This window comes from Herbaspirillum sp. B65, assembly GCF_000333555.1.
In the GTDB taxonomy this organism is placed as follows: Bacteria; Pseudomonadota; Gammaproteobacteria; order Burkholderiales; family Burkholderiaceae_D; genus Herbaspirillum; species Herbaspirillum rubrisubalbicans.
The window spans coordinates 1-25,512 of sequence record NZ_BADI01001109.1; the positions used below are offsets into that span (position 1 = coordinate 1).

General features: G+C 62.6%; 22 protein-coding genes and 1 pseudogene. 7 read left to right on the forward strand and 16 right to left on the reverse strand.

What is annotated here, in order from left to right; genetic code table 11:
* The 3 genes from I5W_RS26245 to I5W_RS26255 form a co-directional block, all read left to right on the forward strand.
* Positions 1-696: phage tail protein (locus I5W_RS26245; RefSeq protein ID WP_044531464.1), on the forward strand; the 696-nt coding region annotated here is incomplete at its 5' end.
* A gap of 201 nt (positions 697-897) precedes the next feature.
* A complete protein-coding gene (locus tag I5W_RS26250) occupies positions 898-1,779 on the forward strand; it encodes a tetratricopeptide repeat protein (protein WP_252717238.1) in 882 nt (293 codons plus the stop codon).
* A gap of 86 nt (positions 1,780-1,865) precedes the next feature.
* On the forward strand, positions 1,866-3,320 hold the full coding sequence (locus I5W_RS26255; RefSeq protein ID WP_252717239.1) for a two-partner secretion domain-containing protein: 1,455 nt from the start codon (positions 1,866-1,868) through the stop codon (positions 3,318-3,320).
* Here I5W_RS26255 and lipA read toward each other — a convergent pair.
* The 3 genes from lipA to I5W_RS26270 are packed head-to-tail and all read right to left on the reverse strand — an operon-like array spanning position 3,310 to position 5,402.
* Positions 3,310-4,227 (reverse strand): lipoyl synthase, encoded by a 918-nt coding sequence (gene lipA / locus I5W_RS26260; RefSeq protein ID WP_252717240.1) that lies wholly within the window; start codon positions 4,225-4,227, stop codon positions 3,310-3,312. The genes I5W_RS26255 and lipA overlap by 11 nt on opposite strands.
* Positions 4,228-4,266: 39 nt before the next feature.
* Positions 4,267-4,959, reverse strand: coding sequence for a lipoyl(octanoyl) transferase LipB (gene lipB, locus I5W_RS26265; protein ID WP_044531466.1), 693 nt, complete (start codon positions 4,957-4,959; stop codon positions 4,267-4,269).
* Between the two features lie 35 nt (positions 4,960-4,994).
* On the reverse strand, positions 4,995-5,402 hold the full coding sequence (locus I5W_RS26270) for a DUF2917 domain-containing protein (protein WP_252717241.1): 408 nt from the start codon (positions 5,400-5,402) through the stop codon (positions 4,995-4,997).
* A 187-nt stretch (positions 5,403-5,589) separates the two neighbouring features.
* Here I5W_RS26270 and gcvA point away from each other — a divergent pair, with 187 nt between their 5' ends.
* Positions 5,590-6,540: a transcriptional regulator GcvA gene (gene gcvA / locus I5W_RS26275; protein WP_044531468.1), complete on the forward strand. Its 951-nt coding sequence runs from the start codon at positions 5,590-5,592 to the stop codon at positions 6,538-6,540.
* Positions 6,541-6,606: 66 nt separating this feature from the next.
* Here gcvA and I5W_RS26280 read toward each other — a convergent pair whose 3' ends face one another.
* From I5W_RS26280 to I5W_RS26300, 4 genes are all read right to left on the reverse strand, one after another.
* On the reverse strand, positions 6,607-6,888 hold the full coding sequence (locus I5W_RS26280) for an HP0495 family protein (protein ID WP_017452757.1): 282 nt from the start codon (positions 6,886-6,888) through the stop codon (positions 6,607-6,609).
* A 495-nt stretch (positions 6,889-7,383) separates the two neighbouring features.
* The gene (locus I5W_RS26290; protein ID WP_044531470.1) at positions 7,384-7,938 is read right to left on the reverse strand and encodes an AAA family ATPase; all 555 of its coding nucleotides are present in this window, start codon (positions 7,936-7,938) and stop codon (positions 7,384-7,386) included.
* Positions 7,939-8,147: 209 nt separating this feature from the next.
* Positions 8,148-8,996: a D-amino acid aminotransferase gene (locus tag I5W_RS26295; RefSeq protein ID WP_044531471.1), complete on the reverse strand. Its 849-nt coding sequence runs from the start codon at positions 8,994-8,996 to the stop codon at positions 8,148-8,150.
* Positions 8,997-9,136: 140 nt separating this feature from the next.
* Positions 9,137-10,951 carry an ABC transporter ATP-binding protein/permease gene (locus tag I5W_RS26300; RefSeq protein WP_044531472.1) on the reverse strand — a complete coding sequence of 605 codons (1,815 nt, stop codon included), beginning with the start codon at positions 10,949-10,951 and terminating at the stop codon, positions 9,137-9,139.
* Positions 10,952-11,248: 297 nt separating this feature from the next.
* Between I5W_RS26300 and I5W_RS26305 the strand changes: the two genes are divergently transcribed.
* Positions 11,249-12,943 (forward strand): methyl-accepting chemotaxis protein, encoded by a 1,695-nt coding sequence (locus I5W_RS26305; protein WP_044531473.1) that lies wholly within the window; start codon positions 11,249-11,251, stop codon positions 12,941-12,943.
* 34 nt (positions 12,944-12,977) lie between these two features.
* Here I5W_RS26305 and I5W_RS26310 read toward each other — a convergent pair whose 3' ends face one another.
* A complete protein-coding gene (locus tag I5W_RS26310; protein WP_044531474.1) occupies positions 12,978-13,634 on the reverse strand; it encodes an HD domain-containing protein in 657 nt (218 codons plus the stop codon).
* A 69-nt stretch (positions 13,635-13,703) separates the two neighbouring features.
* Positions 13,704-14,078 (reverse strand): hypothetical protein, encoded by a 375-nt coding sequence (locus tag I5W_RS31760; RefSeq protein ID WP_148290142.1) that lies wholly within the window; start codon positions 14,076-14,078, stop codon positions 13,704-13,706.
* Here I5W_RS31760 and I5W_RS26315 point away from each other — a divergent pair.
* Positions 14,049-15,905 carry an ABC transporter ATP-binding protein gene (locus I5W_RS26315; protein ID WP_044531475.1) on the forward strand — a complete coding sequence of 619 codons (1,857 nt, stop codon included), beginning with the start codon at positions 14,049-14,051 and terminating at the stop codon, positions 15,903-15,905. The genes I5W_RS31760 and I5W_RS26315 overlap by 30 nt on opposite strands.
* Before the next feature lie 96 nt (positions 15,906-16,001).
* Here the strand turns inward: I5W_RS26315 and bglX are convergent, their stop codons facing one another.
* The gene (bglX, locus tag I5W_RS26320; protein ID WP_044531476.1) at positions 16,002-18,353 is read right to left on the reverse strand and encodes a beta-glucosidase BglX; all 2,352 of its coding nucleotides are present in this window, start codon (positions 18,351-18,353) and stop codon (positions 16,002-16,004) included.
* 261 nt (positions 18,354-18,614) lie between these two features.
* Between bglX and I5W_RS26325 the strand changes: the two genes are divergently transcribed.
* Positions 18,615-20,171, forward strand: a complete 1,557-nt coding sequence (locus I5W_RS26325; RefSeq protein ID WP_017452748.1) for a glucan biosynthesis protein G — start codon at positions 18,615-18,617, stop codon at positions 20,169-20,171.
* A gap of 118 nt (positions 20,172-20,289) precedes the next feature.
* Here I5W_RS26325 and I5W_RS26330 read toward each other — a convergent pair whose 3' ends face one another.
* The 6 genes and pseudogenes from I5W_RS26330 to mnmG all read right to left on the reverse strand — a co-directional run.
* The gene (locus I5W_RS26330) at positions 20,290-21,201 is read right to left on the reverse strand and encodes a ParB/RepB/Spo0J family partition protein (protein WP_017452747.1); all 912 of its coding nucleotides are present in this window, start codon (positions 21,199-21,201) and stop codon (positions 20,290-20,292) included.
* Positions 21,202-21,265: 64 nt separating this feature from the next.
* Positions 21,266-22,036 (reverse strand): ParA family protein, encoded by a 771-nt coding sequence (locus tag I5W_RS26335; RefSeq protein ID WP_017452746.1) that lies wholly within the window; start codon positions 22,034-22,036, stop codon positions 21,266-21,268.
* 18 nt (positions 22,037-22,054) lie between these two features.
* The gene (leuE, locus tag I5W_RS26340) at positions 22,055-22,687 is read right to left on the reverse strand and encodes a leucine efflux protein LeuE (protein ID WP_017452745.1); all 633 of its coding nucleotides are present in this window, start codon (positions 22,685-22,687) and stop codon (positions 22,055-22,057) included.
* 103 nt (positions 22,688-22,790) lie between these two features.
* Positions 22,791-23,336, reverse strand: a complete 546-nt coding sequence (locus I5W_RS26345; protein ID WP_044531477.1) for a lipocalin family protein — start codon at positions 23,334-23,336, stop codon at positions 22,791-22,793.
* On the reverse strand, positions 23,336-23,998 hold the full coding sequence (rsmG, locus tag I5W_RS26350; protein ID WP_044531478.1) for a 16S rRNA (guanine(527)-N(7))-methyltransferase RsmG: 663 nt from the start codon (positions 23,996-23,998) through the stop codon (positions 23,336-23,338). The genes I5W_RS26345 and rsmG overlap by 1 nt, the downstream gene beginning before the upstream one ends.
* A gap of 52 nt (positions 23,999-24,050) precedes the next feature.
* Positions 24,051-25,512 (reverse strand): annotated as a pseudogene (gene mnmG / locus I5W_RS26355) (tRNA uridine-5-carboxymethylaminomethyl(34) synthesis enzyme MnmG); the annotation flags it as partial.

The window sequence follows — 25,512 nt, forward strand, 5'->3', positions numbered from 1 at the left end:
CATACCTATGTTCCTGCTACGGGACAGCTGCTGTCGATCAACCAGTACACTGCCTTGTATTCGCTCATCGGCGTTACCTACGGTGGTGATGCACGTACCAATTTCAATCTGCCTGACCTGCGTGGTCGCGTGATCATCGGGGCCAATACCGACGGCACTTATCCTGCCGGCAAAAAGGGTGGGCAGGCCAGCATGAATCTGTCGATGGCCCAACTGCCACCGCATTACTTCATCATTCCCGCGCTTGTGGTCAATCTTTCCCGTATCACTGCCACTACCACTCTAAGCAGCCTGTCGGCGACGGCCGACCTGGCCGGCATCACCGTCTCCGGTCCACCCACCGGTCTGGTGATCAAGACCGTCTCCGGCAGCGGCGGCCAAGGCACGCCATCCGGGAACTACCTGGGCAAGCCTCCTGCCGCCACAGCGAACCTGTACGCCAACGGTACGCCTGACAGCAACCTCAACAACAATGCCCTTGGTGGCACGATGACGCTCACGGTAGCTGCCGGCAGCACCGCACCGGTCACTGTGACCGGCAACGCCAATACCACCATTGGTGGCAGCAGTGCCACGAACCCGGCCACGACTGATACGCTGGGTTCTGGCGCCCCCATTAACTTGCTGCCGCCTTATCTGCCAATGACTTATTACATTGCTGCGAACAACGGCATCTATCCGTCGCGTGACAATTAAGTAATCAACAAGCAACTTAAATCAATTCTTGAAGTTCATGCTGTTGTTGGTGGTGATGGTATGAGCAGTGCGCAGCCTGGGCTGCCCACTGCTCATCGATTGGGGAATTTCATCGTGCATTTCTTTCGCGCCCTTGCGTGGCTTGTCGCACTGGGTTGCTCCGTCGACGCGTGGTCTGCCACGCGTGATCTGGGACAGGCCTTGGTCGGTGCCGATCAGGCCTTGGCTGCCAAGGACTACGCTTCTGCCCATGCGCTCTATAGCCGCGCTGCTGCGGATAATCCCCTGGCGCAGTTCAACCTGGGCTTGTTCGAACGCGAAGGCTGGGGGCGCCCATCGGACCCGGTCGCTGCCTGCCGCTGGTTCGAGCAGGCCGCACAGGCCAATATTCCGGCCGCACAGCAATTCCTGGGAGACTGCTACGCCGGTGGCATCGGTCGCGCCGCCGATGGCGCAGCAGCTATCCGCTGGTACGTCAAGGCGGCCCAATCCGGCATCGCCTATGCCTGGTGTTCGGCTGGAGAGATCTACATCGAGGGACGTCTGCTGCCGCGCAACCTTGAGCAAGGCCTCGCGCTGTGCGTGCGGGCGGCGCAAGCCGATTCGTCGCCGGCCATGTTGCGGCTGGGCGATTACTTCCGCGAGGGCAGGCAGGTGCCACAAGACCTGGAGCGCGCCCGTTACTGGTATCAGCAAGCAGCTGAACGCCACAACCTGGCGGCGCAGTTTCACCTGGGCCTTATGTTGAGCCAGGGGGAGGGGGGCCAAGCTGATCCGCGCCTGGCCTTGTTCTGGCTGGAACGGGCAGCCTCCGAAGGTTATGCGCCGGCTTATCTGCCGGTGGCCGTCCTGTATGCCAACGCTGCGCCCGATCCTGCCACCGGCGCCTTGAGCGCCGACCAGTTGGCTCGGATCTACATGTGGAACAGCGCCGCCAAGGCCACCACCAAGGATGCGGACCAGCAGGCCCAGATCGAGCGTATCGCGCAACTGGTGCTGGCGGTGATGCCGCCGGCCTGGCGTCCCGAACTGGATCGTCGGGTGGCCGAGCATCTCGCCACATTCAATATCAATAGACCGTAGTCACCGCGTCATCAGCGCTTGGTCGCCACTCGACGATCCGGCGCAACGCGGCCATCAGGGGGGAACACATCATGCGCCATGCGTCCATGAACAGAATCTATCGCTTGGTCTGGAGCCACGTGCAACAGGCCTGGGTCATCGTCTCGGAACGCACGCGCGGGCAGGGCAAGAAAGTGTCGCGAAGACTGGCTGCCGCGGCTGCCTTGTCGGCGGCAAGCGCACTGGCCATGGCCGGTCCCAGCGGAGGGGCGGTCACGGCCGGCAGCGGCAGCATCAGCCAGTCCGGCAATACCACCACCATCACGCAAGGCAGCCAGAACCTGTCGGTGAACTGGCAATCCTTCAACACCACCAGCGCTGAGAAGGTCAATTTCGTCCAGCCCTCGGCCAGTGCGATTGCGGTCAACCGCATCCAGGACGTCAACGCCACCCAGTTCATGGGGCAGTTGAATGCCAATGGCCAGGTCTATCTGATCAATCCCAACGGCATCCTCTTCGGTGCCGGCGCCCAGGTCAACGTCGGCGGCCTGGTGGCCTCGACCCTGGACATCAACGATGCCGCGCTGGGCAGCAGTACGCGCAATTTCAGCGGCATGGGCAGCGGTAGCATCGTCAACCAGGGCAGCATCAACAGCGCCAATGGCGGCTACGTGGCCTTCCTCGGCAAGCAGGTGGCCAACCAGGGCAGCATCACCACCACCGCCGGGACCACCGCCCTGGCTGCCGGCAGCGACGTGACGCTCTCCTTTGCTGGCAATAGCCTGGTGAGCTTGCGCGTGAACCAGAGCACGCTCGATAGCCTGTCGGGCAACGGTGGTCTGATCCAGGCCGATGGCGGCACCGTATTGTTGTCGGCAGGGGCCCGCGATACGGTGCTGGCCAGTGTGGTCAACAACACTGGCATCATCCAGGCGCGCAGCGTGCAGAACGTCAATGGCACCATCGTCTTGGAAGCCGGCAGCCATGGCACCGCCACCAACAGCGGCACCCTGGACGCCTCCGGCCGGAACGCCGGTGAAACCGGCGGAACGGTCAAGCTGCTGGGCGGCACCGTGGCCCAGACTCGCGGCGGCAGGATCGACGTGGCCGGTGATGCCGGCGGCGGCACGGCCTATGTGGGCGGTAACTTCCTGGGTGCCGGTCCCGAACAGAACGCCACCACCACCACGGTGGAGGCCGGAAGCAGCATCGATGCCAGCGCCATCAGCAGCGGCAACGGTGGCCGCGTGGCCCTGTGGTCGGATGGCACGACCCGTTTTGACGGTAGCATCACGGCGCGTGGTGGGGCTGCGTCCGGCAATGGCGGGGCAGTGGAAACCTCGGGGCTGAAACTGAAGATCGGCTCCACCGCCTCGGTCAATACCCTGGCGCCGCGCGGCAGTGCCGGCAACTGGTTGCTCGATCCTGCCGACATCAAGATCGGCTCCATCGCCTTCTGGGGCAGCAACTACGGTATCGACGTCGATTCGGCCGTGCTCACTGCGGCACTCAATAATGGCAACGTGACCATCAAGACTTCCATTCATTCTGCTAACCAGTAAGGCAACCCCGCCAGCCTAGCCGGGTCCTCAACGACAGGAGCACGATCATGCGCACCCGTGGCCAGGACCCAACGCTGCCCGACCTATCCTGAAGCCAAAGGAAATGAGATCGGAATTGCATGTCGCGCATGACCTGCAACACTTCTTCATCGGTCTCGCCCAGCCCCACCATGATGCCGGACTTGGTCGGCACCTCCGGGTGCAGGTCCTTGAAGCGCTTCAACAGGCTCAGCGAGTATTCGTAATCCGAACCCGGACGGGCTTCCTTGTACAGGCGCGGTGCGGTTTCCAGGTTGTGGTTCATCACGTCCGGCGGGGCCATCTTGAGGATTTCCAGGGCGCGGTCCATGCGGCCGCGGAAGTCCGGGGTCAGGATCTCGATGCGGGTCTCGGGCGACAGTTCGCGCACGCGCTGGATGCAGGCGGCGAAGTGGGCAGCGCCACCATCGCGCAGGTCGTCCCGGTCGACGCTGGTGATGACCACGTAGGACAGACGCAGCTGGGCGATGGTCTTGGCCAGGTTTTCCGGCTCGTTGGGGTCCAGCGGATCGGGGCGGCCGTGGCCGACGTCGCAGAAGGGGCAACGGCGGGTGCACTTGTCACCCATGATCATGAAGGTCGCGGTGCCCTTGCCGAAGCATTCGCCGATGTTGGGGCAGGAGGCTTCCTCACAGACCGTCACCAGGTTGTTGGCGCGCAGGATGTCCTTGATCTCGTAGAAGCGGGTGGTGGGCGAACCGGCCTTGACGCGAATCCAGTCCGGCTTCTTCAGCTTTTCGGCGGCCACCACCTTGATCGGGATCCAGGCGGTCTTGCCGGCGCCCTTCTGCTTGTCCAGCGGGTTGGCGCGCGCCGAGCCGGTGGCGTTGGAGGAAGAATCTGCTGCGGGAGTGAGTTCGGTCGTCATGTCGGTCGTTCCGGCCCCGGCGCACAAGGCGCCTGAGGCTCAAGCCATGCCCGCGAAGCGGGCGATCAGTTGGTCGGCAAGCAAGTCCTGGACATCGGCCAGGCGGGCGTTGGTAGCCCCTAGGGTCTGCATGTCCACGGTGGCCAGGCCTTCGTAGCCGCAGGGGTTGATCCAGGAAAACGGTGCCAGGTCCATCGCCACATTGAGCGATACGCCGTGGTAGGTGCAACCGTTGCCGCGGATCTTCAAGCCCAGCGCAGCCACCTTGGCGCCCTGCCAGGGGCCGTCGGCAGCGTAGATGCCGGGCGCGCCCTCCTTGCGTACACCGGCCAGATTATACGCCGCCAGCGTGGCGATGACCGCCTCTTCGATGTTGTGCACGAATTCACGGGCGAACAGGCGGGCCCCGCTGCGGTTGCGGCGCAGGTCCATCAACAGGTAGATCACCACCTGACCGGGGCCGTGGTAAGTGACTTCGCCGCCACGGTCGGTCTGGACGATGGGAATGTCGTGTGGATTCAACACATGGGCGCGGTCAGCGCCCAGGCCCAGCGTATAGACCGGGGGATGCTCGACGATCCAGAGCTGGTCTGGGGTGTCGGCGCTGCGCGCATCGGTGTAGGCGCGCATGGCAGCGAAGCTGGCCTCGTAGGGCTCGACGCCGCGCCGGACGATCTGCGGCCGGGCGGCGCCAGCCGGCGCGGCGCTGGCGGATGGTAGTGCGGTTTGCATGACCGCCAGTGTAGCGAAATTCAGGCACTCCCGTCTCAGAACCAGCGGATCAGGCCATGCGGCAGGAGCTTGCTGATACGCATCGTCTCGTTATTCTTTGGATGATTGCCACAGGGAACCAGCGATGCCTGTGCATGGCGATCTGCGCCCTGCTCGCTGGCATCTGCCCCGCTGAACCAGCTGCGCCATCCCCTCCTGGGGCGCAGCGGCGACACCGTGAACTCGGCCGCACCGTACACGGCCTCGAAGGTAGCCAGCGCCCGCCCGTGATATTCGAAGCTGCGTGCAGGCGTGAGCCAGATGTCATCGCGGCAGCCGCTGATGGTCAGCCACACCAGTCCGCGGGTGACACGAATGCGCAGGCCGCCGCGCAGTTGGCGCGCGTGCACCTGTCCTTCCTGCAACTGGCAGGGAGTCGTTTGATCTGTGAATGAAATTGCCATGGCCCGCTCTCCTTTGCGTAGCTCCAGGCAAGCCGGGTCCCTGCCGCTGGTCCCGGTGGGACGCGGTGTTCAAAGGGAAGATGCCTGGAATGGTGTTGAATGTGTCACCATTGTAGGAAAGCCCGCAGGCACGACAAAACGATATATATTGCGTCTTCTTGCTAATGAAATTCACAAGGGAAGTCCCATGGCCGACCTCCGAAAACTGCCCAACCTGGCGGCCCTGCGCGCCTTCGACGCGGCGGCCCGCCACGGTTGTTTCTCGCGTGCCGCCGAGGAAGTGCACGTCACCCCCGGCGCCATCAGCCACCAGGTGCGTGCACTGGAAGAAGATCTGGGTCTGCAGTTGTTCAAGCGCCATGGCAAGCGCATCACCATCACCGAGACCGGCGAACGCTTCGCCACCACCATCCGCAAGGCGCTGGGCGAGATCGCCCAGGCCGCCGACCACCTGCGCAGCCTGAACCGCCAGCAGCGCCTGGTGATCTCGGCCACGCCCTCCTTTGCCTCGCGCTGGCTGGCGCCGCGCCTGTGGAAGTTCATTGATGCCCATCCCGAGATCGAAGTGGTGCTGCAATCCGGTAGCCACCTGGTCGACCTGCGGTTGGACGGGGTGGATATAGGCATCCGCTTCGGTCGCGGCCAGTACAGTGGGGTGGTCACCGAAAAGCTGAGCGAGGACTACTACTATCCGGTGGCCGCACCCGGCTATCGCGGCAGCCGCAGCAGAAAGCTCACGCGCCCCGCCGATCTGGCCCACTGCACCCTGCTGCGCATGGATACGCGCGAATCCTGGCGTCCCTGGCTGCAACTGGCCGGGCTGGACCTGCCCGAGCCACGCGGCACGCTGGTGGTGGAGGATTCGTCAGTGACGCTGCGTCATGCAGTGGAAGGCAAGGGCGTGGCCCTGTCGCGGCATACCATCGCCTGGCAGGAAATCGCCAGCGGCACGCTGGTACGGCTGTTCGACGTGGCCCTGTTATGTGAGGAAGCAAACTACCTGGTGCACCTGCCGGAGGGGCTGGAAAAACCGGGCGTAGCCGCCTTCAAGCAGTGGATCACGCAAGAGATGCAACAATTCCACGCCAGCGCGGACTGGCCGGGCAGGGTGCAGAAACGCCCAGCCCCCAAGAAGTGACGCGCCAATGAAAAACCGGCGCGCCATGCAGGCCGCGCCGGTTTTGCCGAGAGCGCAGAGCGCCTCTCAGAGCACGAACTTGACCATCTCGTGGGTGGACAAGGCGCGATAGATGTTGTCGAGCTGGGTACGGCTGGTGGCGCGCACGGTCAGGGTCAGCGACAGGTACTTGCCCTGGGTGGAGGGACGCATCTCGACCTTGCCGGCATGAAACTCGGGGTCATGCTCGATGACCATGGCGACGATGGTCTCGGCGAAGGCGTCGTGGGTGATCCCGACCACCTTGATGGGGAAGTCGCTGGGATACTCGATCAGGGATTCTTCAGGGGAGATAGTGGGCATAGTCATGGCAAACCGCCTTGGCGTTGTCCGCCGTGGCGCTCCTGGTTTCAATGCCCCCAGATGGGGATGAACCGGCAGGCTTCAAGCGGGTGGTACGGGTGGGGAATGGAGGCATTCTACGCCATGCGGGCGGCCTGGCGTGCAGAAAAGCTTCAGCAATGCTGCATTCGCTCCAGATCAAACCACATTGAAAGGAAGCAGCAGGCCGACAGCCTCACGAAGCTTCTGCAGCAGAGCATAGGCCGTCTTTTATTGCGTGTTGAGCTTCCTTGTCGGGTAGAGGGCGGCCATGCCCTTGACAACCGTAATCTCCTCCCTTCGCTGGGGTCAGGCCAGGCGCATCGGTCGTATTTCGAACCCCCGGTCTCCTGGGGAGAAGAAGTCGTAGGAGTTCAGCTTCACGACGGGATTTCGCGTCTGGAGCATGTTCAGATTTCCGTTCGATACGCATTACATAAGCAGACGTTCCGTCACTTGGGACGGATAGGAAAGGCCAGTGCTCTATTCGTATCGATCTGAACATAGCGAACTCATACCAAGGTCGTTTAAGCGAGTCGAGTCCTGGATCATGCTGTCGATCCTCGTGATTACTGCCTCAATCGACCCGGTGTTTTGGATGATTTCTCCGAGATAATCCAAGTTGCGTTGCATAACTTCGTAGGTATGTATGACGCGATCACCAAGTCGTTCTCTATTGGGCCGGTTCGCTTCACGAGCGATCACGGTCTCCAAGGGAGCCCAAATAGTGAAAAGATGAACTGGCGTCTTTTCAGGAAGCAGATCGCGAAACGTCTCGAAAGCATCTCGGGTTTCGAAGATGTAGTCGAACAAGACACGCCCTGCGCCCATCTCCAGATAGCTCGAAATCAAAGAAGCGCTTGCACGGTATGTTGATCGCGGCCCAAGCCAGTCCCGCGCATCGCTAGGACTGAATTCGCGAACAGCGTCGCCGGAGATTGCCACCGTCCTAGGAAACGTCTGCGCAAGATGCTTGCAAATGGTGGTCTTGCCGACCCCTGCCGGACCATTCAAGACAACAACATGCGCCATCAGCATTCCCCTAACATATCGTTCCGAAGACTGGACCATCTAATTTGGACAAGAGCGGCACTCTGTTCCGCGTCAGGAACTTTGTGGCACTTGCTACATAATGCCGGAAAATCGGGTTGACCGAAAAGCTCACGGCACTACGTGCGGGGGAGCAGCAGATGGCGTTACTGCCCCATGACACTCTCGCCGCCCACTAGGCGGCACCGGCAAATGATTTACAGCCGCGCCTTGGCCGCCTGATAAGCCGCATACACCTTGCCGAACACCGGCCCCGGCCGACCGCTGCCGACTGGTTGGCCATCGAGCTTGACCACCGGCAGCACTTCCTTGCTGGCCGAGGAAATGATGAGTTCATCGGCGGCCAGCACTTCTGCACGCGGGATGCGGCGCGATTCGAGCACGATGCCTTGCTCGGCGCACAGCTCTTCCATCAGGCCATAGCGGATGCCTTCCAGGATCAGGTTGTCCTTGGGCGGCGCCGAGATCTTGCCGTCCTTGACCACCCACACGTTGGAGGAAGATGCCTCCGACAGGAAACCATCGCGGAACTGGATCGCTTCGGTCACCTGGTTTTCTGCGGCGAACTGGGCCGCCAGCACATTGCCCAGCAGCGAGGTGGACTTGATCTGGCAGTTCAGCCAGCGGCGGTCTTCCATGGTCACGCAGGCCACGCCCTGTTCGATGGCCGAGGCCGGAGGCAGTGCCATGGGGTTGGTCATGATGAGCACGGTCGGCACCACTTCCTTGGGGAAGGCATGGGCGCGCTTGGCCACGCCACGGGTGACCTGCAGGTAGATCATCTGGTCCTCCAGGCCATTGGCCTGGACCACCTGGTCGATCAGGGCGTTCCAGCCGGCTTGGTCATGCGGATTCGGAATACCGATGCTGGCCAGGCTGCGGAACAGGCGCGCCAGGTGCTGCTGGCCACGGAAGGCCTTGCGGCGGTACATGGGGATCACTTCGTAGATGCCATCGCCAAAGATGAAGCCGCGATCCAGCACCGGTACGCGGGCTTCGGAGAGGGGCGTGAATTCGCCGTTGAGGTAGACGATGGGATCGTTCATGATGGGCTTTCCGGTAATCGTTGATGAGTGTCGGCGCCACAGAGGCGCCGCGATGAATGCATTCTGTCACGCGGCCCTAAACCCACTTATGCAAAAACCGTATAACCCGGCAACACCCAGCCCTGCCCCGTCCTGCCGTCTCAACCGGCAATGGGCAGCATGTCCACCCGGTGTCCGGCCCCTTCTTCTGCGGCGCTGGGAACGAATTTCCAGCGCACGTCATGGAAGCGCGCCAGCGTTTCGCGGTGCGCGATGCTGATCATGGTCAGGCCCGGCAATTCGCGCGGCAAGGCGGCGTAGAGCGCTTCTTCGATCTCGCCATCCATGGCGCTGCTGGCTTCATCGAGGAAGACGATGCGCGGACGATTGAGGAACACGCGCACGAAGGCCAGGCGCTGCTGCTCGCCCGGCGACAGTGCCTGGCTCCAGTTGGCGGCCACGTCGAGCTGTGCGGCCAGGTGCGACAGGCGGCACAAGCCGAGGTAGCGCGTGATCAGGGCGTCGTCGAAACTGCCTTCGGCGGCGGGATACGACAGCGCCGCCCGCAGCGTGCCGATGGGCAGGTAGCTGCGCTGAGGCAGGAACATGGCCGGGGCATCCTGCGGCAAGGCAATGCGGCCCTCGCCATAGGGCCAGATGTCGGCCATGGCCCGGATCAACGTGGACTTGCCGCAGCCGGAAGGGCCGCTGATCAAGACGTGCTCGCCCGACTCCACGCGGGCGTCGAGGCGGCTCATCATCGGGCGACCATCCGGGAAGGACAACTGCAGGCCCGCCACCGTCACGGCACTGCCGCTGTAGGGCGCGACTTCGATGGTGCGAGTCATGCCGGAGGCGCGCTCGACATCGGCATGAAAACCGGCCAGGCGGTTGATGCTGGCCTTCCAACTGGCCAGTGTGCTGAAGGCATTGATGAACCAGGACAAGGCATCCTGCACCTGGCCGAAGGCATCGCTGATCTGCATGAGCACGCCCAGCGAAATGGCGCCCGAGAAGTAGCGCGGGGCCGAGACCAGCATGGGGAAGATCACCGCGAACTGACCATAGAAATTGACGGCCACGTTGAGCTTCTTGGTCAGCCGCATGATGTTCCACCAGTTCTCGCGGATGTCATCCAGGCGCGCCGTCAATTGCGCACGCTCCTGCGGCTCGCCGCGATACAGGGCCACTGCCTCGGCATGTTCGCGCACGCGGATCAGGCCGAAACGGAAGTTGGCCTCGAAGCGCTCCTGGTCGAAGCTCAGGCCCACCAGCGGGCGACCGATCCACCACACCACGCCGGAGCCGATGGCGGCATAGGCGATGGCGAACCAGACCATGTAGCCTGGGATGACCCAGGATTGCCCCAGTGCAGAAAACGTCAACGGCCCGCTCACCGACCACAGGATGTGGATGAAGGAAACCAGGGTCACGCTGCTGGAGATGAAACCCAGCACCAACGCGAGCGTGTCGGAGGTGAGTGCGTGCAGGTCTTCGGCAATGCGCTGGTCGGGGTTGTCCGAGAGCCGGCCCTGCTGCCCCTGTTCAATGCGGTAGTAGGCGCGATGGGCCAGCCAGCGGTCGAGGTAGCGCGTGCTCATCCAGTAGCGCCAGCGGATCTGCAGCGCCTGCTTGAGATAGACGCTGTAGATGGCGATGGCCACGAAGACGAAGGCCAGGCCCGAGAATTGCCACAGCAGCGACTTGAACTGCGGATAGTCGCGCGACTGCAGCACGTTGTACATGTCGCGGTTCCAGGAATTGAGCCGCACGTTGATGTAGACCATGCCCAGGTTCAAGGCAATGATGGACACCAGCAGCGCCCAGGCCATCCACTTCTCTTCCGAGACCCAGAACGGCTTGACCAGGCGCCATATGTCGGCGCGGCTGGCGCGATTGAGGCCATTGGAGCGGCCAGTTGAGGTTGGGGTCGCGGCAGTGGCAGGAGATGATGGATCGGGCTGGCGTTCGGGCATGGCGAAGTCCTGATGTTGTCGTCACTTGCTGCCCAGCTTGCCGCAGAAGACTTAAACCAGGCTTAACGGGAAGATCAAGCAAAGATTAAAAGAAGATTAAGAGAACCTTAATGCAAATTGCCTGGCCATTCACCGCTATTGAATGCATCGGAACAATCAATAACCCAAGCCGGCAATTCCCGCTACACTGCGGCTTTCGGAATATTGCCAGGCATCAATATGATCTGATGCCGCACCCGAAGCCCAAGTATCGAACGACCGGCCGATGCCGGTCCCTTTCCCTTCTGGAGCCATGACATGAACCCCCTCACCCCCAAGCGCCGTTCGCTCAGCGTAGCGGCCCGACTGGCATTGAGTTTCGCGCTGGTACTGGCGATGATGCTGGTGCTCACCGTGGTCAGCATTTCCAAGGTCAATGCCATCGAGGGCAGCCTGACCAGGGTCAGCGAAGACAATAGCGTCAAGCAGCGCTATGCCATCAACTTCCGCGGCAGCGTCCATGATCGGGCCATCGCCCTGCGTGACCTGACCCTGGTCGGCGAACCCGAGGTCAAGGACGTGGTCGCCTTGATCGACAAGCTCGATGCCGACTACCAGCAATCGGCCAAGCCGCTGGACCACATCTTTGCGACCATGCAGGTCAATGCCGAAGAGCGCGCCAGCCTGGAGCGCATCAAGGCCATCGAAGCCCGCACCATGCCGCTGGCAGCCAAGACCATCGCCGCGCGCCAGGCCGGTGACCTGGACGGTGCACGGCAACTGTTGCTGACCCAGGTCAAGCCGGCCTTCGTCGAGTGGCTGGCGGCCATCAATCACCTGATCGACCTGGAAGAACACATGAGCCAGGCCGAGTCGGCCAAGGCACGCAGCAACGCGCACGGCTTCCAGGCCTTCATGCTGGTGCTGCTGGGCGTGGCGCTGGTGGCCGGGGTGGTGCTGGCCACCCTGATTACCCGCGCCATCCGGGGCGCTCTGGGAGCGGAACCGGATGAGGTCAAGGAGGTGGCGCTGGCGGTCGATCGCGGCGAGCTGTATCACGCCGTAGCCCTGCCCGCAGGTGGCGCGGGCCAGCGCCAGAGCATCATGGCCGTGCTCTCCGAGATGAGCGGCAACCTGCGCGGCACGGTCACCCGCGTGCGCGATGCGGCGGCAGGTGTGGCCACCATCAGCGCCCAGATCGCCGCCGGCAACAGCGACCTGTCGGCACGCACCGAAGACCAGGCTTCCTCGCTGCAAGAAACCGCCTCGGCCATGGAACAGTTGACGGCCACCGTCAAGCAGAACGATGGTCATGCCCGGCAAGCCAACCAGCTGGCCCACAATGCCTCCGAGATTGCGCGCCAGGGTGGCGCCATCGTGGACCAGGTGGTCGATACCATGAGCGCCATCAACACCTCTTCACGCAAGATCGTGGACATCATCGGCGTGATCGATGGCATCGCCTTCCAGACCAATATCCTGGCCTTGAATGCGGCGGTGGAAGCCGCTCGCGCCGGCGAGCAGGGCCGAGGCTTTGCGGTGGTGGCTACCGAAGTGCGCAACCTGGCCCAGCGCAGTGCTGCCGCAGCCAAGGAGGTCAAGCAATTGATCGAGGCCTCGGTGGGCAATGTGGACAGTGGCACGCGCCTGGTGGAACGGGCCGGCCAGACCATGGAACAGATCGTGGCCAGCGTGCAGCAGGTCACCGATGTGATGGGTGAGATCTCGGCAGCCAGCCATGAGCAAAGCCTGGGCATCGAGGAAGTCAACAAGGCCATCGCCTTGATGGACCAGGTCACCCAGCACAATGCGGCCCTGGTCGAGCAAGCCAGTGCCGCCGTGGCCACCTTGCAGGAACAGGCGGTCAGCCTGAACCAGGCGGTGGGCGTGTTCCAGTTGGAGGCGCCGCAGGAAGGCGGTGTCGTAGTGACCAGCGCAGCCCCGGTGTTGCAGACGGTGCAGGTGCCGATGCAGGTGGCGCCGGCACTGGGGATGGCGCGCCGGGCGGCGTGAACCTTGATCGGCGCGCATCAGCGCGCATCGCCGCTCACAACTCGCCCAGGAAATCGTTCACGAAGCCACGCATCCGTTCTTGCCGCTGACGCGCCATGGCGGCGCCAGCGGCGGTCTGGAAGCCTTCCTGCAGACGGAAGAGCTTGGTACTGAAATGGTCCAGCGCGTAGCGCTTGTCATCCAGCGGCCGCGCGGTGGCCTGCGGATCGAGCGATTCATACAAACCCGAGCCCATGCGTCCGGCCACATAGAAGCAGCGCGCCACGCCGATGGCGCCGATGGCATCGAGCCGGTCGGCATCCTGCACGATCTTCGCTTCCAGCGAATGCGGCGTGATCTGCGCCGAATAACTGTGCGCCTGCACTGCATGGGCGACGCGCTGGGCCTCTTGCGTATCCCACTGCAGCGCCACGAGGATCTCTTGCGCACGCTGGGCCGACAGGGTCGAGGCCTGGCTGCGCAAGGGCGAATCCTTTTCCACCCGCACGCAATCGTGCAGCAATACCGCTGCCAGCAGGATGCGCAAATCACCGCCCTCCTGCTGCTGGATGCGACGCGCATTGTTCCACACCCGCAAGAGGTGCGAGAGGTCATGCGAACCATCACCGGCATCGTCCAGGACATGGGGCAATAATTGCTCGGCGAGGCTGTCGAAGGGGGCAAAGGCGTTTGCCGTCTGGGTAAGATTCATGAGAAAAAAGAGATGTCGCTGGCAATGCATCAGTATCGCCGATGAACAAGAATCTTCACCAGGCATCCATCATTCATCCATCGTTCTCAGCCACAATCCCCTCACTGTTGCGTCACACCGTTCCGATTTTCCGACAAGTGTTTTTCCCTGGTCCGATACACGCAGGGCGGTCGCATATGAGATGATTCGGCTTCCATCTTTTTCGCGGCCTGCCATCAAGGTCAGGATCAGGATAGCGGCCAGGTTGCCGCAGCGATCCGCCAGCCGCACATGAAGGGTGTGCCGCCCCGCGCCGTTTTCTTCCGGCACACCACAGTAAAACGTCCGACCGCGCCGCTGGCTTCTTTGCTTTCTGGTCGCCCTTGCGCCTGCCGCACCGCTGTCGTCTGCCATTCGATTTTTGGAGTTCCTTGCATGTTCAGCTGGTTTGAAAAACTGGTCCATCCCTACCCCGAGACGCACCCGCTGCCGCCGCCGCGCGGCTTCATGCGCTTCATCTGGTTCTGTACCAAGGGCGTGCGTCCCTACATCGCCGCCATGACCCTGATGACGGCCATCATCGGCGTATTCGAAGCGCTGCTGTTTGCCGCACTGGGCCGCATCGTCGACTGGCTGGCCAAGGTGCAGCCATCTCAATTGTGGGCACAGGAAGGCCATACGCTGGTGGGGCTGGTGGTGATCCTGGCGGCCAGTCCGCTGCTCATCGCCTTGCAGACCCTGTACAAGCACCAGACCCTGGCCGGCAACTTCCCCATGTTGCTGCGCTGGAATTTCCACCGCCTCATGTTGAGCCAGAGCATGAGCTTCTACCAGAACGAATTCGCCGGACGGGTCGCCACCAAGGTCATGCAAAGTGCGCTGGCGGTGCGCGACTTCTGCATGATCGTGGGCGATATCCTGGTATTCATCACCATCTATTTCGCCACCTTGATCGGCGTGGTCGGCAGCTTCGACATGTGGATGCTGGCGCCCTTCTTCATCTGGCTGGCCGCCTTTGCGATAGCCATGCGCTACTTCGTGCCGCGCCTGTCGGCGGTGGCGCGCAATCAGGCCGATGCCCGGTCGCTGATGACCGGGCGCATCACCGATGCCTACACCAACATCGCCACCGTCAAGCTGTTCTCGCACGCCGGTCGCGAAGCCGATTACGCCCGCAGCGCCATGCGCGAATTCCTCACCACGGTCAATCGCCAGATGCGCCTGGTGTCGGGCTTCGAGGTGGTCAACCACATGCTCAACATGGTGCTCATCATCGGCGCCACCGGGGTCTCGCTGTATCTGTGGACGCAGGGCAAGGTGGGAGTCGGTGCGGTGGCCGCCAGCACGGCCATGGCGCTGCGCTTGAATGGCATTGCGCACTGGGTGATGTGGGAAATGTCGTCGCTGTTCGAACACGTGGGCACGGTGCAGGATGGCATCAATACCCTGGCGCGGGCCCATGATGTGAAGGATGCGCCGGATGCCAAGCCGCTGCAGGTGCGCCAGGGCGAACTGCGCTTCGAGGGCGTGAGCTTCAGCTATGGCGGCGCGGCGCCGCGCCCGGTGGTAGATCAGCTGGACCTGGTGATCCACCCCGGTGAAAAGATCGGCCTGGTGGGTCGCTCCGGCGCCGGCAAATCGACTATCGTCAATCTGCTGCTGCGCTTCTACGATATCGAGGGTGGCCGCATCACCATCGATGGCCAGGATATCGCGCACGTGACGCAAGACAGCCTGCGCGCGCAGATCGGCATGGTCACCCAGGACACCTCCCTGCTGCACCGTTCGGTGCGCGAGAACGTAATCTATGGCCGTCCCGAGGCCAGCGATGCCGAGATGATCCACGCCGCCCAACGCGCCGAGGCCCATGACTTCATCGGCACCCTGGCCGACGCCAAGGGTCGCACCGGTTACGACGCGCATGTGGGCGAGCGCGGCGTGAAGCTCTCCGGCGGCCAGCGCCAGCGCATCGCCATTGCCCGCGTGATGTTGAAGGATGCGCCCATCCTGCTGCTGGACGAAGCCACCAGTGCGCTGGACTCCGAAGTGGAAGCGGCCATCCAGACCAGCCTCTACAAGCTCATGGAAGGCAAGACGGTGGTAGCCATTGCGCACCGCCTGTCCACCATCGCCGCCATGGATCGCCTGATCGTGCTGGACCAGGGCCGCATCGTGGAACAAGGCACGCACACCGAGCTGCTGGCGGCCAATGGCTTGTATGCGCGCTTGTGGTCGCACCAGAGTGGCGGGTTCCTGGGTGAAGAGGAAGAGGATGAAGTGGCGATGGCGTGATGTCCTCCATCCGTAAATGATTTATATCATTTACGGATTAATCCAAAAAAAATGGGCGCACTCAACGGTGCGCCCATTTTTCTTTCCCGCCTGGTTTTACTGCAGGTTGAACGACGCGGTTTTCACATCCTTGGAATCCAGCCCGATCTGCACCTGGAATTCTCCCGGCTCGGCCACGTACTCCAGCTTGGCGTTGTAGAAGGAGAGCGCCTTGCGGTCGATGCTGAACTGCACCTCTTGCTCTTCGCCCGGCTGCAACATCAGCTTGCGGAAGTCCTTCAGTTCCTTGACCGGACGCACCACCGAAGCAGCCACATCGCGGATGTACAACTGCACCACGGTCGCCCCCGCGCGGCGGCCCACGTTCTTCACCGTCACGCTGGCCTGCAGCTTGCCGTCGGCCGTCATGCTGGCCTGCGACAGGCGCAGCTCCGAGAGCTTGAACTCGGTATAGCTCAAGCCGTATCCGAACGGATACAACGGGCCATTGGGTTCATCGAAGTACTGCGAGGTGTAGTTGCCGGGCTTGCCTTCGGTGTAGGGACGGCCCACGCGCGGATGGTTGTAGTAGCTGGGAATCTGGCCCACCGAGCGCGGGAAGGTGATGGGCAGCTTGCCGGAGGGATTGACCTCGCCGTAGAGAACATCGGCAATCGCATTGCCGCCCTCGGTGCCGGTGTACCAGGTCTCCAGGATCGCCGAGGCATTCTCGCGCGCCCAGTTCAGGTCCAGCGGTCGGCCATTCATCAGCACCAGCACCAATGGCTTGCCGGTGGCCTTCAGGGCTTTGAGCAGGTCGAGCTGGCTCTGTGGCAGCGACAGCGAGGTGCGGCTGGAGGATTCATGCGACATGCCGCGCGATTCACCCACGGCGGCCACGATGACGTCGGCATCGCGCGCAGCGCGCACGGCCTCATCGATCATGGCCTGCGGGCTGCGCTTGTCCTGCACCACTTCCGGATTGTCCCAGTTCAGGAAGTTCAGGTAATCGACGATGTGCTTGTCATCGGTGATGTTGGCGCCGCGTGCATAGACCAGCCTGCCCTGCCCGCCCACAGCCGCTTGCAGGCCCTGGCGCAGGGTGACGGTCTGTTTGTCTTTACCCGCAGCAGACCAGCTACCCAGCATGTCGATATGCGAATCGGCCAGCGGCCCCACCAGGGCAATGCGTGCAGTCTTCTTCAGCGGCAGCGTGGCATTACGGTTTTCCAGCAGCACCATGGATTGCTGCGCCACCTCGCGTGCTTCACGGCGATGCAAGCGACTGTCGGCATAGACATCGGCCGGATCGTCGGCAGCGCGGCCGATGCGTACATAGGGATCCTTGAACAGGCCCAGGTCGTACTTGGCGCCCAGGACGTCGCGCACGGCATTGTCCAACTCCTGCAGCGGGACCTTGCCCGAGCGCACCAGCTCCGGCAATTGCTTGAGGTAGACCTGGTCGGCCATGCTCATGTCGGTGCCGGCCTGCATCGCCAGACGTGCCGCCTGGGCATCGTTCTGCGCCACGCCATGGTTGACCAGTTCGGTGATGGCGCCATGGTCAGAGACGGTCAGGCCCTTGAAGCCCCAGTCACGCCGCAGCAGATCCTGCAGCAGCCAGGTGTTGGAGGTGGCCGGCGTGCCATTGATGGAATTGAGCGCCACCATCACCGCGCCCGCGCCGGCATCGATGGCGGCGCGGTAAGGCGGCAGGTAATCGTTGTACATGCGCTGCGGGTCCATGTTGACGACGTTGTAGTCGCGCCCGCCTTCGACTGCGCCATACAGGGCGAAATGCTTCACACTGGCCATGACGCGGTTGGCAGCGATAGGCTTGGTATCGCCCTGCAGCGCGCGCACCGAGACCTCGGCAATGCGCGAGAACAGGTTAAAGATTTTCACCAAAGCCTTCCGAGTGCGGCCCCAGCGCGGATCGCGGCTGATATCGACCATCGGCGCGAAGGTCATGTCGATGCTATCGGCAGCGGCTTCCTCGGCGGCGATGCGCATGGCCTTGGCCACCACGTCCATGTCCCAGCTCGAGGCCAGCCCCAGACCGATAGGGAAGGTGGTGCGATGACCGTGGATGACGTCATAGGCGAAGAACATCGGAATCTTCAGGCGCGAGCGCATGGCACCGTCCTGCAGCGGGCGATTCTCGGCACGGGTGACCGAATTGAAGGTGCCGCCCACACGGCCGGCCGCCAGTTCCTCGGCCAGCTTCTTGGCCGGCATCTCGGGGCCGATACTGATGAGGCGCAACTGGCCGATCTTTTCTTCCAGCGTCATCTGACGCAGCAGGTCGTCGATGAAGGCGCTCTTGTTGCCCAGCAAGGCTGGATTGGCTTGCGCCTGCGCGGCCGGGGACATCAATGCAGCGCTACAGGCCAGTGCGCACAGGCTCAGAGCCAGGGTGCGGGAACGACGCACAGGGGCGGCTTGCCGCGCGGTAAGCTGGTGGGGCACGTGTTTCCTCTCTTTTTCTAAACTTTGGCGGCGCGCCGGCCTCTACCTGGAAGCGAGCGGCGGCCCATCGCATGGGGGTGATGCTGGCAGTCGCATGATTGACTTGTCTTCTATGATGCTTAGCCGGCGTGACGGTTCGCTATATTATTCTGTTTTGATGCCTGCCGGACGGACAGGCCGATGGCAGTGCACCGGGTGTGCCCTGGGTGTGCTGTTTCTTTGTGGAGAAATACATTGATCAGACATGGATTGAAATGGCCTGTGCTGCAAGGCCTGGTGCTGTCGGCCACGCTGCTGGCGGCCTCGGTGCAGGCGCAGAGCAACCAGGGCTTCGACCTCAACCAGGCCGTGGCGCGCGCCCAGGCGCTGGCGGCCAAGCCCTACCAGAAACCGGTGAGCAATCTCTCGCCGACCTTTGCGGCGATGCAGTTCGCCGATTACATGAAGATCCAGCCCAAGAGCGATAAGTTCGAATGGCGCAACCAGCCCACGCCCTTCAAGCTGGCCTTCTATCACCAGGGGATGCAGTTCAACGCGCCGGTGGTGATCCACGAGATCGTCGATGGCCGCGTGCAGGACGTGGGCTACAGCACCGATCGCTTCGACTTCGGCGACCTCAAGCTGGCGCGCGAAAGCACGGCGCACCTGGGGTATGCGGGCTTCCGCGTGGTCTATCCCATCAATCGCGATGACAAGGAAGATGAAATCATGAGCGTGCTGGGCGCGAGCTATTTCCGCGTCATCGGCAAGGGACAGGTGTATGGCCTGTCGGCACGCGGGCTGGCGATCGACACGGCCATGATGAGTGGCGAGGAATTCCCGCACTTCACCGAATTCTGGATCCAGCGCCCGGCGCCGGGCGAAAAGCAACTGACGTTCTATGCGCTGCTGGATTCGCCGCGCGCCACCGGCGCTTACAAGTTTACGCTCACGCCAGGCAAGGATGCCCTGCTCGACGTGCAGGCCCGTGTGTTCCTGCGCGGCGAGGTGGCGCGATTGGGCATTGCGCCGCTGACCAGCATGTTCCTGTTCGGCCCCAACCAGCAATCCTCGCGCCGCAACTTCCGTCCGGCCATCCATGATTCGAACGGGCTGGCGATCCATACCGGCAGTGGCGAATGGCTGTGGCGTCCGCTCAACGATCCGCAGAACGTCGAGGTCAGTTCCTTCGAAGTCACCAACCCGCGCGGCTTTGGCCTGTTGCAACGGGGGCGTGACTTCTCCGACTACGAAGACCTGAAGGATCGCTATGACCTGCGTCCTTCGGCCTGGATCGAACCGCGCGGCGACTGGGGCAAAGGGGCGGTGCAACTGGTGGAAATCCCCACCGCCGACGAAACCAACGACAACATCGTGGCCTACTGGCTGCCGGCGCAATTGCCGGCGCGGGGTACGCCGGTGGCTTACGACTATCGCATCCACTGGACCATGGATGAGCCGGCCATCCTCAACAACGAGGTGGGCTGGGTCAAGCAGACCTTCCATACCGATGGCGAACTCACGCAGGCCAACCTGATCCGCGCCTTCGATGGCACCACGGCGCTGCTGGTGGACTTCACCGGTGGGCCGCTGGGCAATCTGCCCGCAGGGACGGCGGTTCAGCCGCAGGTGAACGTTTCTAACAATGGCGAACTGATCGATGCCAAATTGCAGCCCAATCCGGCCATCAATGGCTGGCGCCTGACCTTGCGGGTGAAGATTCGTAACGTGGCGCAGGCGGTGGAATTGCGTGCCGCGCTGACCGCCAATGGCAAGCCGCTCACCGAGACCTGGAGCTACCAGTTGCCGCCGCGCTCGGATGTGCAGCGGACCTTCTGAGGTCGCCCCCTCACCCTGCCGTAAATTATTTATATCAAAGTAAAAGGGCTGCTCCGTAGGGGGCAGCCCTTTTGCTTTGGCGCGTGTGTCAGACGCAAGAGATGCGAAAGAGGCGCGATCAGCTCTGCACCGACTCCCCGCGCAGACGGGCGATGACGCCATCGAGCGCATCGAGATCGTTGAAGTTGATGATGAGCTGCCCCTTGTTGCGCGCCCCGGTCTTGATGCTGACCTGGGTCGCCAGCAGGTCCGAGAGTTCTTCTTCCAGGCGGGCGATGTCGCGCGACTTGTCCTTGGCTTCACGCGGCTTGGCGGCCTGTTCGGCAGCGGCGCGGGTGACCAGTTTTTCAGCATCGCGCACCGACATGCGCTTGGCCACGATCTGGTTGGCCAGCTGGATCTGGGTCGCCGAATCCACCGCCAGCAAGGCACGGGCATGGCCCATGTCGATGTCGCCGGCCATGAGCATGGTCTGCACCGGCTTGGCCAGGTTCAACAGGCGCAGCAGGTTGGAGACCGCACTGCGCGAACGCCCCACGGCCAGTGCCGCCTGCTCGTGGGTGAAGGCGAAATCGGTGATGAGACGATGGATGCCCTGGGCTTCTTCCAGCGGATTCAAATCCTCGCGCTGCATGTTTTCGATCAGGGCCATGGCGGCCGTGGTCTGGTCATCCACGTTCTTGACCAGCACCGGCACCTCGGTCAGGCCGGCGATCTTGGCGGCACGGAAGCGCCGCTCGCCGGCGATGATCTCGTAGATATCGCGACCGTTCTTCTGGCCGATGGCGCGAATCAGGATAGGCTGCAGCAAACCCTGTTCCTTGATCGAGGCCGCCAGCTCATTGAGCGCGCCTTCATCCATGCGGGTGCGCGGCTGGTACTTGCCGGCCTGCAGCTCGGTGACCGCCATCACGGTGGGCAAGCCCTGGGCGGCTTGCGCCTGGACTTCTTCGGTGATGTCGGAAGAACCGCCCAGGAGCGCGTCCAGTCCGCGTCCCAAGCCCTTGGATTTTTTCGGTAGAGTTGCCATGCGATTGCCTGATGAAAACGATGCGTGATGACGGCGCCGGTTACAGCGCGAATGACAGCGCGAATTACAGCGTCTTGATGCGCTCGACCATTTCCGCGCCGAACGCGATATAGGCCTGCGCGCCCTTGGAGAGCGGATCGAAGGTCACGCCCGGCAGACCATACGAGGGCGCTTCGGCCAGTCGTACATTGCGCGGGATGACGGTCTTGAAGACCTTGTCGCCGAAGTGCTGTTCCAGCTGGTCCGAGACCTGTTGCGACAGCGTCATGCGCGGGTCGAACATCACGCGCAACAGACCAATGACCTTCAGTTCCGGGTTCAGCTTGGCGTGCACCTTCTTGATGGTGTTGACCAGGTCCGACAGCCCTTCCAGCGCGTAGTACTCGCACTGCATCGGGATGATGACGCCATGCGCCGAGCACAGGCCGTTCAGGGTCAGCATGGACAGCGCCGGTGGGCAGTCGATGAGGATGAAATCATAGTCGTCGGCGACCTGGGCGAAGGCGTTCTTCAAGCGCGCTTCGCGTTGTTCCAGCTCCACCATTTCCACTTCGGCGCCGGCCAGTTCGCGATTGGCCGGCAGCACGTCGAAGCCCCCGGCCTCAGAACGCTTGCGCACGGCACGGATGTCGGACATGCCCAGCAGCACTTCATAGATCGAGCCTTCCAGGGTCGCCTTGTTTACGCCCGAACCCATGGTGGCATTGCCCTGCGGGTCGAGGTCGGCCAGCAGCACGCGCTGGTTCAGTTGTGCCAGTCCAGCCGCGAGATTGACTGCGGTAGTGGTCTTGCCTACGCCACCTTTCTGGTTGGCGACACAAAATATTTTTGCCATATCTTTGTTATGTGAGCGTTATTGCGTGGTCAACTTGATGCCGAAGCCGATCAGGAATATCCCCGCGGCACGCGATGCCAACTTGGCGATGGTGCGATTGCGGGCCATGCGCCTGGCGGCAGCATTGCCCACGAAAATCAGGAAGCTGCCATACAGGAAGGTGCAGCAACTGATGACGGCGCCCATCGTCACGAAGGTCAGCGCGCCCTGTTGCGTATCACGATCCAGGAACAGCGGGAAGAACGCCATGTAAAACACGATGGCTTTCGGGTTGAACAAGGTGACCAAAAAACCGCGGCGGAATTCTGCGGTATTGGAAAAGGGTACGACTGTACCACCGCCCTCGCCTCTTGCAAACAAGAGACGGCCTCCGAGGTAGGCCAGATAGGCCGCGCCCATATACTGCATCCCGTGGAACAGCAGCGGATTGGCGTGCAGCAAGGCGGCCACGCCAGCGGCCGCCAGGAACATCAGCACCACGTCACCCAGCATCAGGCCGGCCTGTGCCATGAAGCCACCCCGCAAGCCGCCCTTGGCCGCGCAGGTCAGTACGCAGAAAGTACCGGGGCCGGGCAGCAGCAGGAACACCATGGTGGCGGCGATCAGTTGCCAGATATCGGTGATGCCGAGCGAGTGAAAGACGGCCTGCATGGTGGGTCTCCTTGATGGTGTGCGGCCTGGGTGATGGTCCCGGGCCGCTATGCTGCACTGAGGTCCGCAGCGGTCCTCAGAGGTCTGATATCAGAGCGCCCCTTCAGGGCTTGCTCTTGACCACCCGCGAGGTATCGAAGCCTTGCTTGGTGGCGTTGTTGAGGGCATTTTCGTATTGCTCATCACTGATGGTGGGCGTGCGCGAGAGAATCCACAGGTATTCGCGCGAAGGACTGCCCACCGTGGCCAGGGTGTATTGCGCGTCCAGGTCCATGATCCAGTAGTCGCCCCACACCATCGGAATCCAGGACAGCCAGGCCGGTGCGAAACGCACTTCCAGCTTGCTGTTGCTGCTGCCCGGGACCACCCGCGCCACGCCCTTGGCTTCATCGATGCCCTCGGCGGTCTTGCAGCGGTTGGTGACATCGATCATGCCATCATCGCGCGCGACGTACTCGGCGCTGGTACCGGAAATGCATTTCTTTTGGAAGCTGTTGGGCAGCTTGGCGATCTCGTACCACTTGCCGGCATAGCGCTTCAAGTCTACCGCGGGCACGGTCTTGACCTCCTGGGCGTGGCCTGCGGGCAGGCTGGCATAGGCGGCCAGCAAGACCATGGCGGCCACCAGGGCCGGTTTGCATTTGTTCATCAGGTCGCTCTTTCCATGAAGATGAGATGCCGTTCGGCATCCAGGCCCGGTACCTGCAAGGGCTGCACATGTTGCACCTGCCAGCCTGCCGGCAACCGGTCGATTTCCTCTTGCGGCAGCACCCCCTTGAGGGCGATGTACTTGCCACCTGGTTGCAAGAGGTGGTTCGACCATGTGATGAAGTCCTTCAGTTCCGCAAAGGCACGCGAAGTGATGACATCATATTGTTGCTCGACAGGCAACTGCTCGACACGGGCATGGAGTACCGTCACATTGCCCAACTGCAATTGCGCCTTGACCTGGTTGAGGAAGGCCGTCTTCTTCTGCACCGTATCGACCAGGGTAATCTTCATCTGCGGCTGCGCCTGGGCCGCCCAGATGGCCAGGACGATGCCGGGCAGACCACCACCGGCCCCCACATCCAGCACGCGCTGCGCACCAGCGAAGGCCGACACCGCCGAGAGCGAATCCAGCAAATGGTGCGTCACCATCTGCGCCGGGTCGCGCAAGGCGGTCAGGTTGTAGACCTTGTTCCACTTGGCCAGCAGTGCCTGATAGGCCATCAGCTGGTCGAGCTGGGCAGCGGACAGCGTCAGGCCCATGGCCGTGGCGCCTTCTTTCAGGGTGCGGGTCAAATCGTTCAGGTCTGCAGTGTTGCTCATCCGTGATGCCTTGGTATTGATCTGGTTCGAGGGCGATGCCCGGAATTTTTCTTCATGCAGCCTGATTACCAGCGCTGGCCGGCTGTTTCAGACCACCCTTCTTCAGGTGTACCAGCAGCAGCGACAACGCCGCCGGGGTGACACCGGAAATGCGGGAAGCCTGGCCCAGGGTTTCCGGGCGATGCTTGTTCAGTTTCTGGCGCACTTCGATGGACAGGGCCTTGACCTCCATGTAATCGAGGTCGGCCGGCAGCTTCAGGTTTTCATTGTGATCCTGGCGGCTGATCTCGTTGGCCTGGCGGGCGATGTAGCCGGCGTACTTGACCTGGATCTCGACCTGCTCGCGCACCGGGCCATCTTCGATGCCGGGGCCGGCCAGGCTCTGACCTTCGGTGCCGGTCAACCCCATCAGGCTATCGTAGCTCACGTTGGGACGGCGCAGCAGGTCCAGCAGGTTGTATTCACGCTCGATGGCCTTGCCCAGCACGCGCTCGGCTTCGGCGGCGGCCAGGATGCGCGGGTTGACCCAGGTCGACTTCAAGCGCTCCATTTCACGTGAAACAGCTTCGCGCTTGCGGTCGAAGGCTTCCCATTGCGCATCGCTAACACAACCGAGTTCGCGGCCGATTTCGGTCAGGCGCAGGTCGGCATTGTCTTCGCGCAGCGAGAGGCGATATTCGGCGCGGCTGGTGAACATGCGGTACGGCTCCTGCACGCCTTGCGTGACCAGGTCATCGACCAGCACGCCCAGGTAAGCCTCATCGCGGCGCGGGGTCCAGGCTTGGCGGCCCTGGGTCTGCAAGGCGGCATTGATGCCGGCCAACATGCCCTGGGCGGCGGCTTCTTCATAGCCGGTGGTGCCATTGATCTGGCCGGCGAAGAACAGGCCTTGCACCTGGCGGGTTTCCAGCGAGGACTTCAAGCCGCGCGGGTCGTAATAGTCATATTCGATGGCATAGCCGGGACGCAGGATGTGGGCGTTTTCCATGCCCTTCATCGAGCGCACCAGCTCCAGCTGCACATCGAACGGCAGGCTGGTGGAGATGCCATTGGGGTAGAACTCGTGGGTGGTCAAGCCCTCGGGTTCCAGGTAGATCTGGTGCGAATCCTTGCTGGCGAAGCGATGGATCTTGTCTTCGATGGAGGGGCAGTAACGCGGCCCCACGCCTTCGATGACGCCGGTGTACATGGGGCTGCGATCCAGGCCACCACGGATGATGTCGTGGGTACGGCTATTGGTATGGGTGATCCAGCACGGCATCTGACGCGGGTGCATGGCGGCATTGCCCATGACGGAGAACACCGGTACCGGGTCCAGGTCGCCCGGCTGCTCTTCCAGGATCGCCAGGTTGATGGTGCGGCCATCGATGCGCGGCGGGGTGCCGGTCTTCAGGCGCCCTTGCGGCAGCTTCAATTTCTTCAAGCGCGCCGACAGCGAGACCGCCGGCGGATCACCGGCACGGCACCGGAATAATTGTTCAGGCCGACGTGGATCTTCCCNCCAGGAAAGTCCC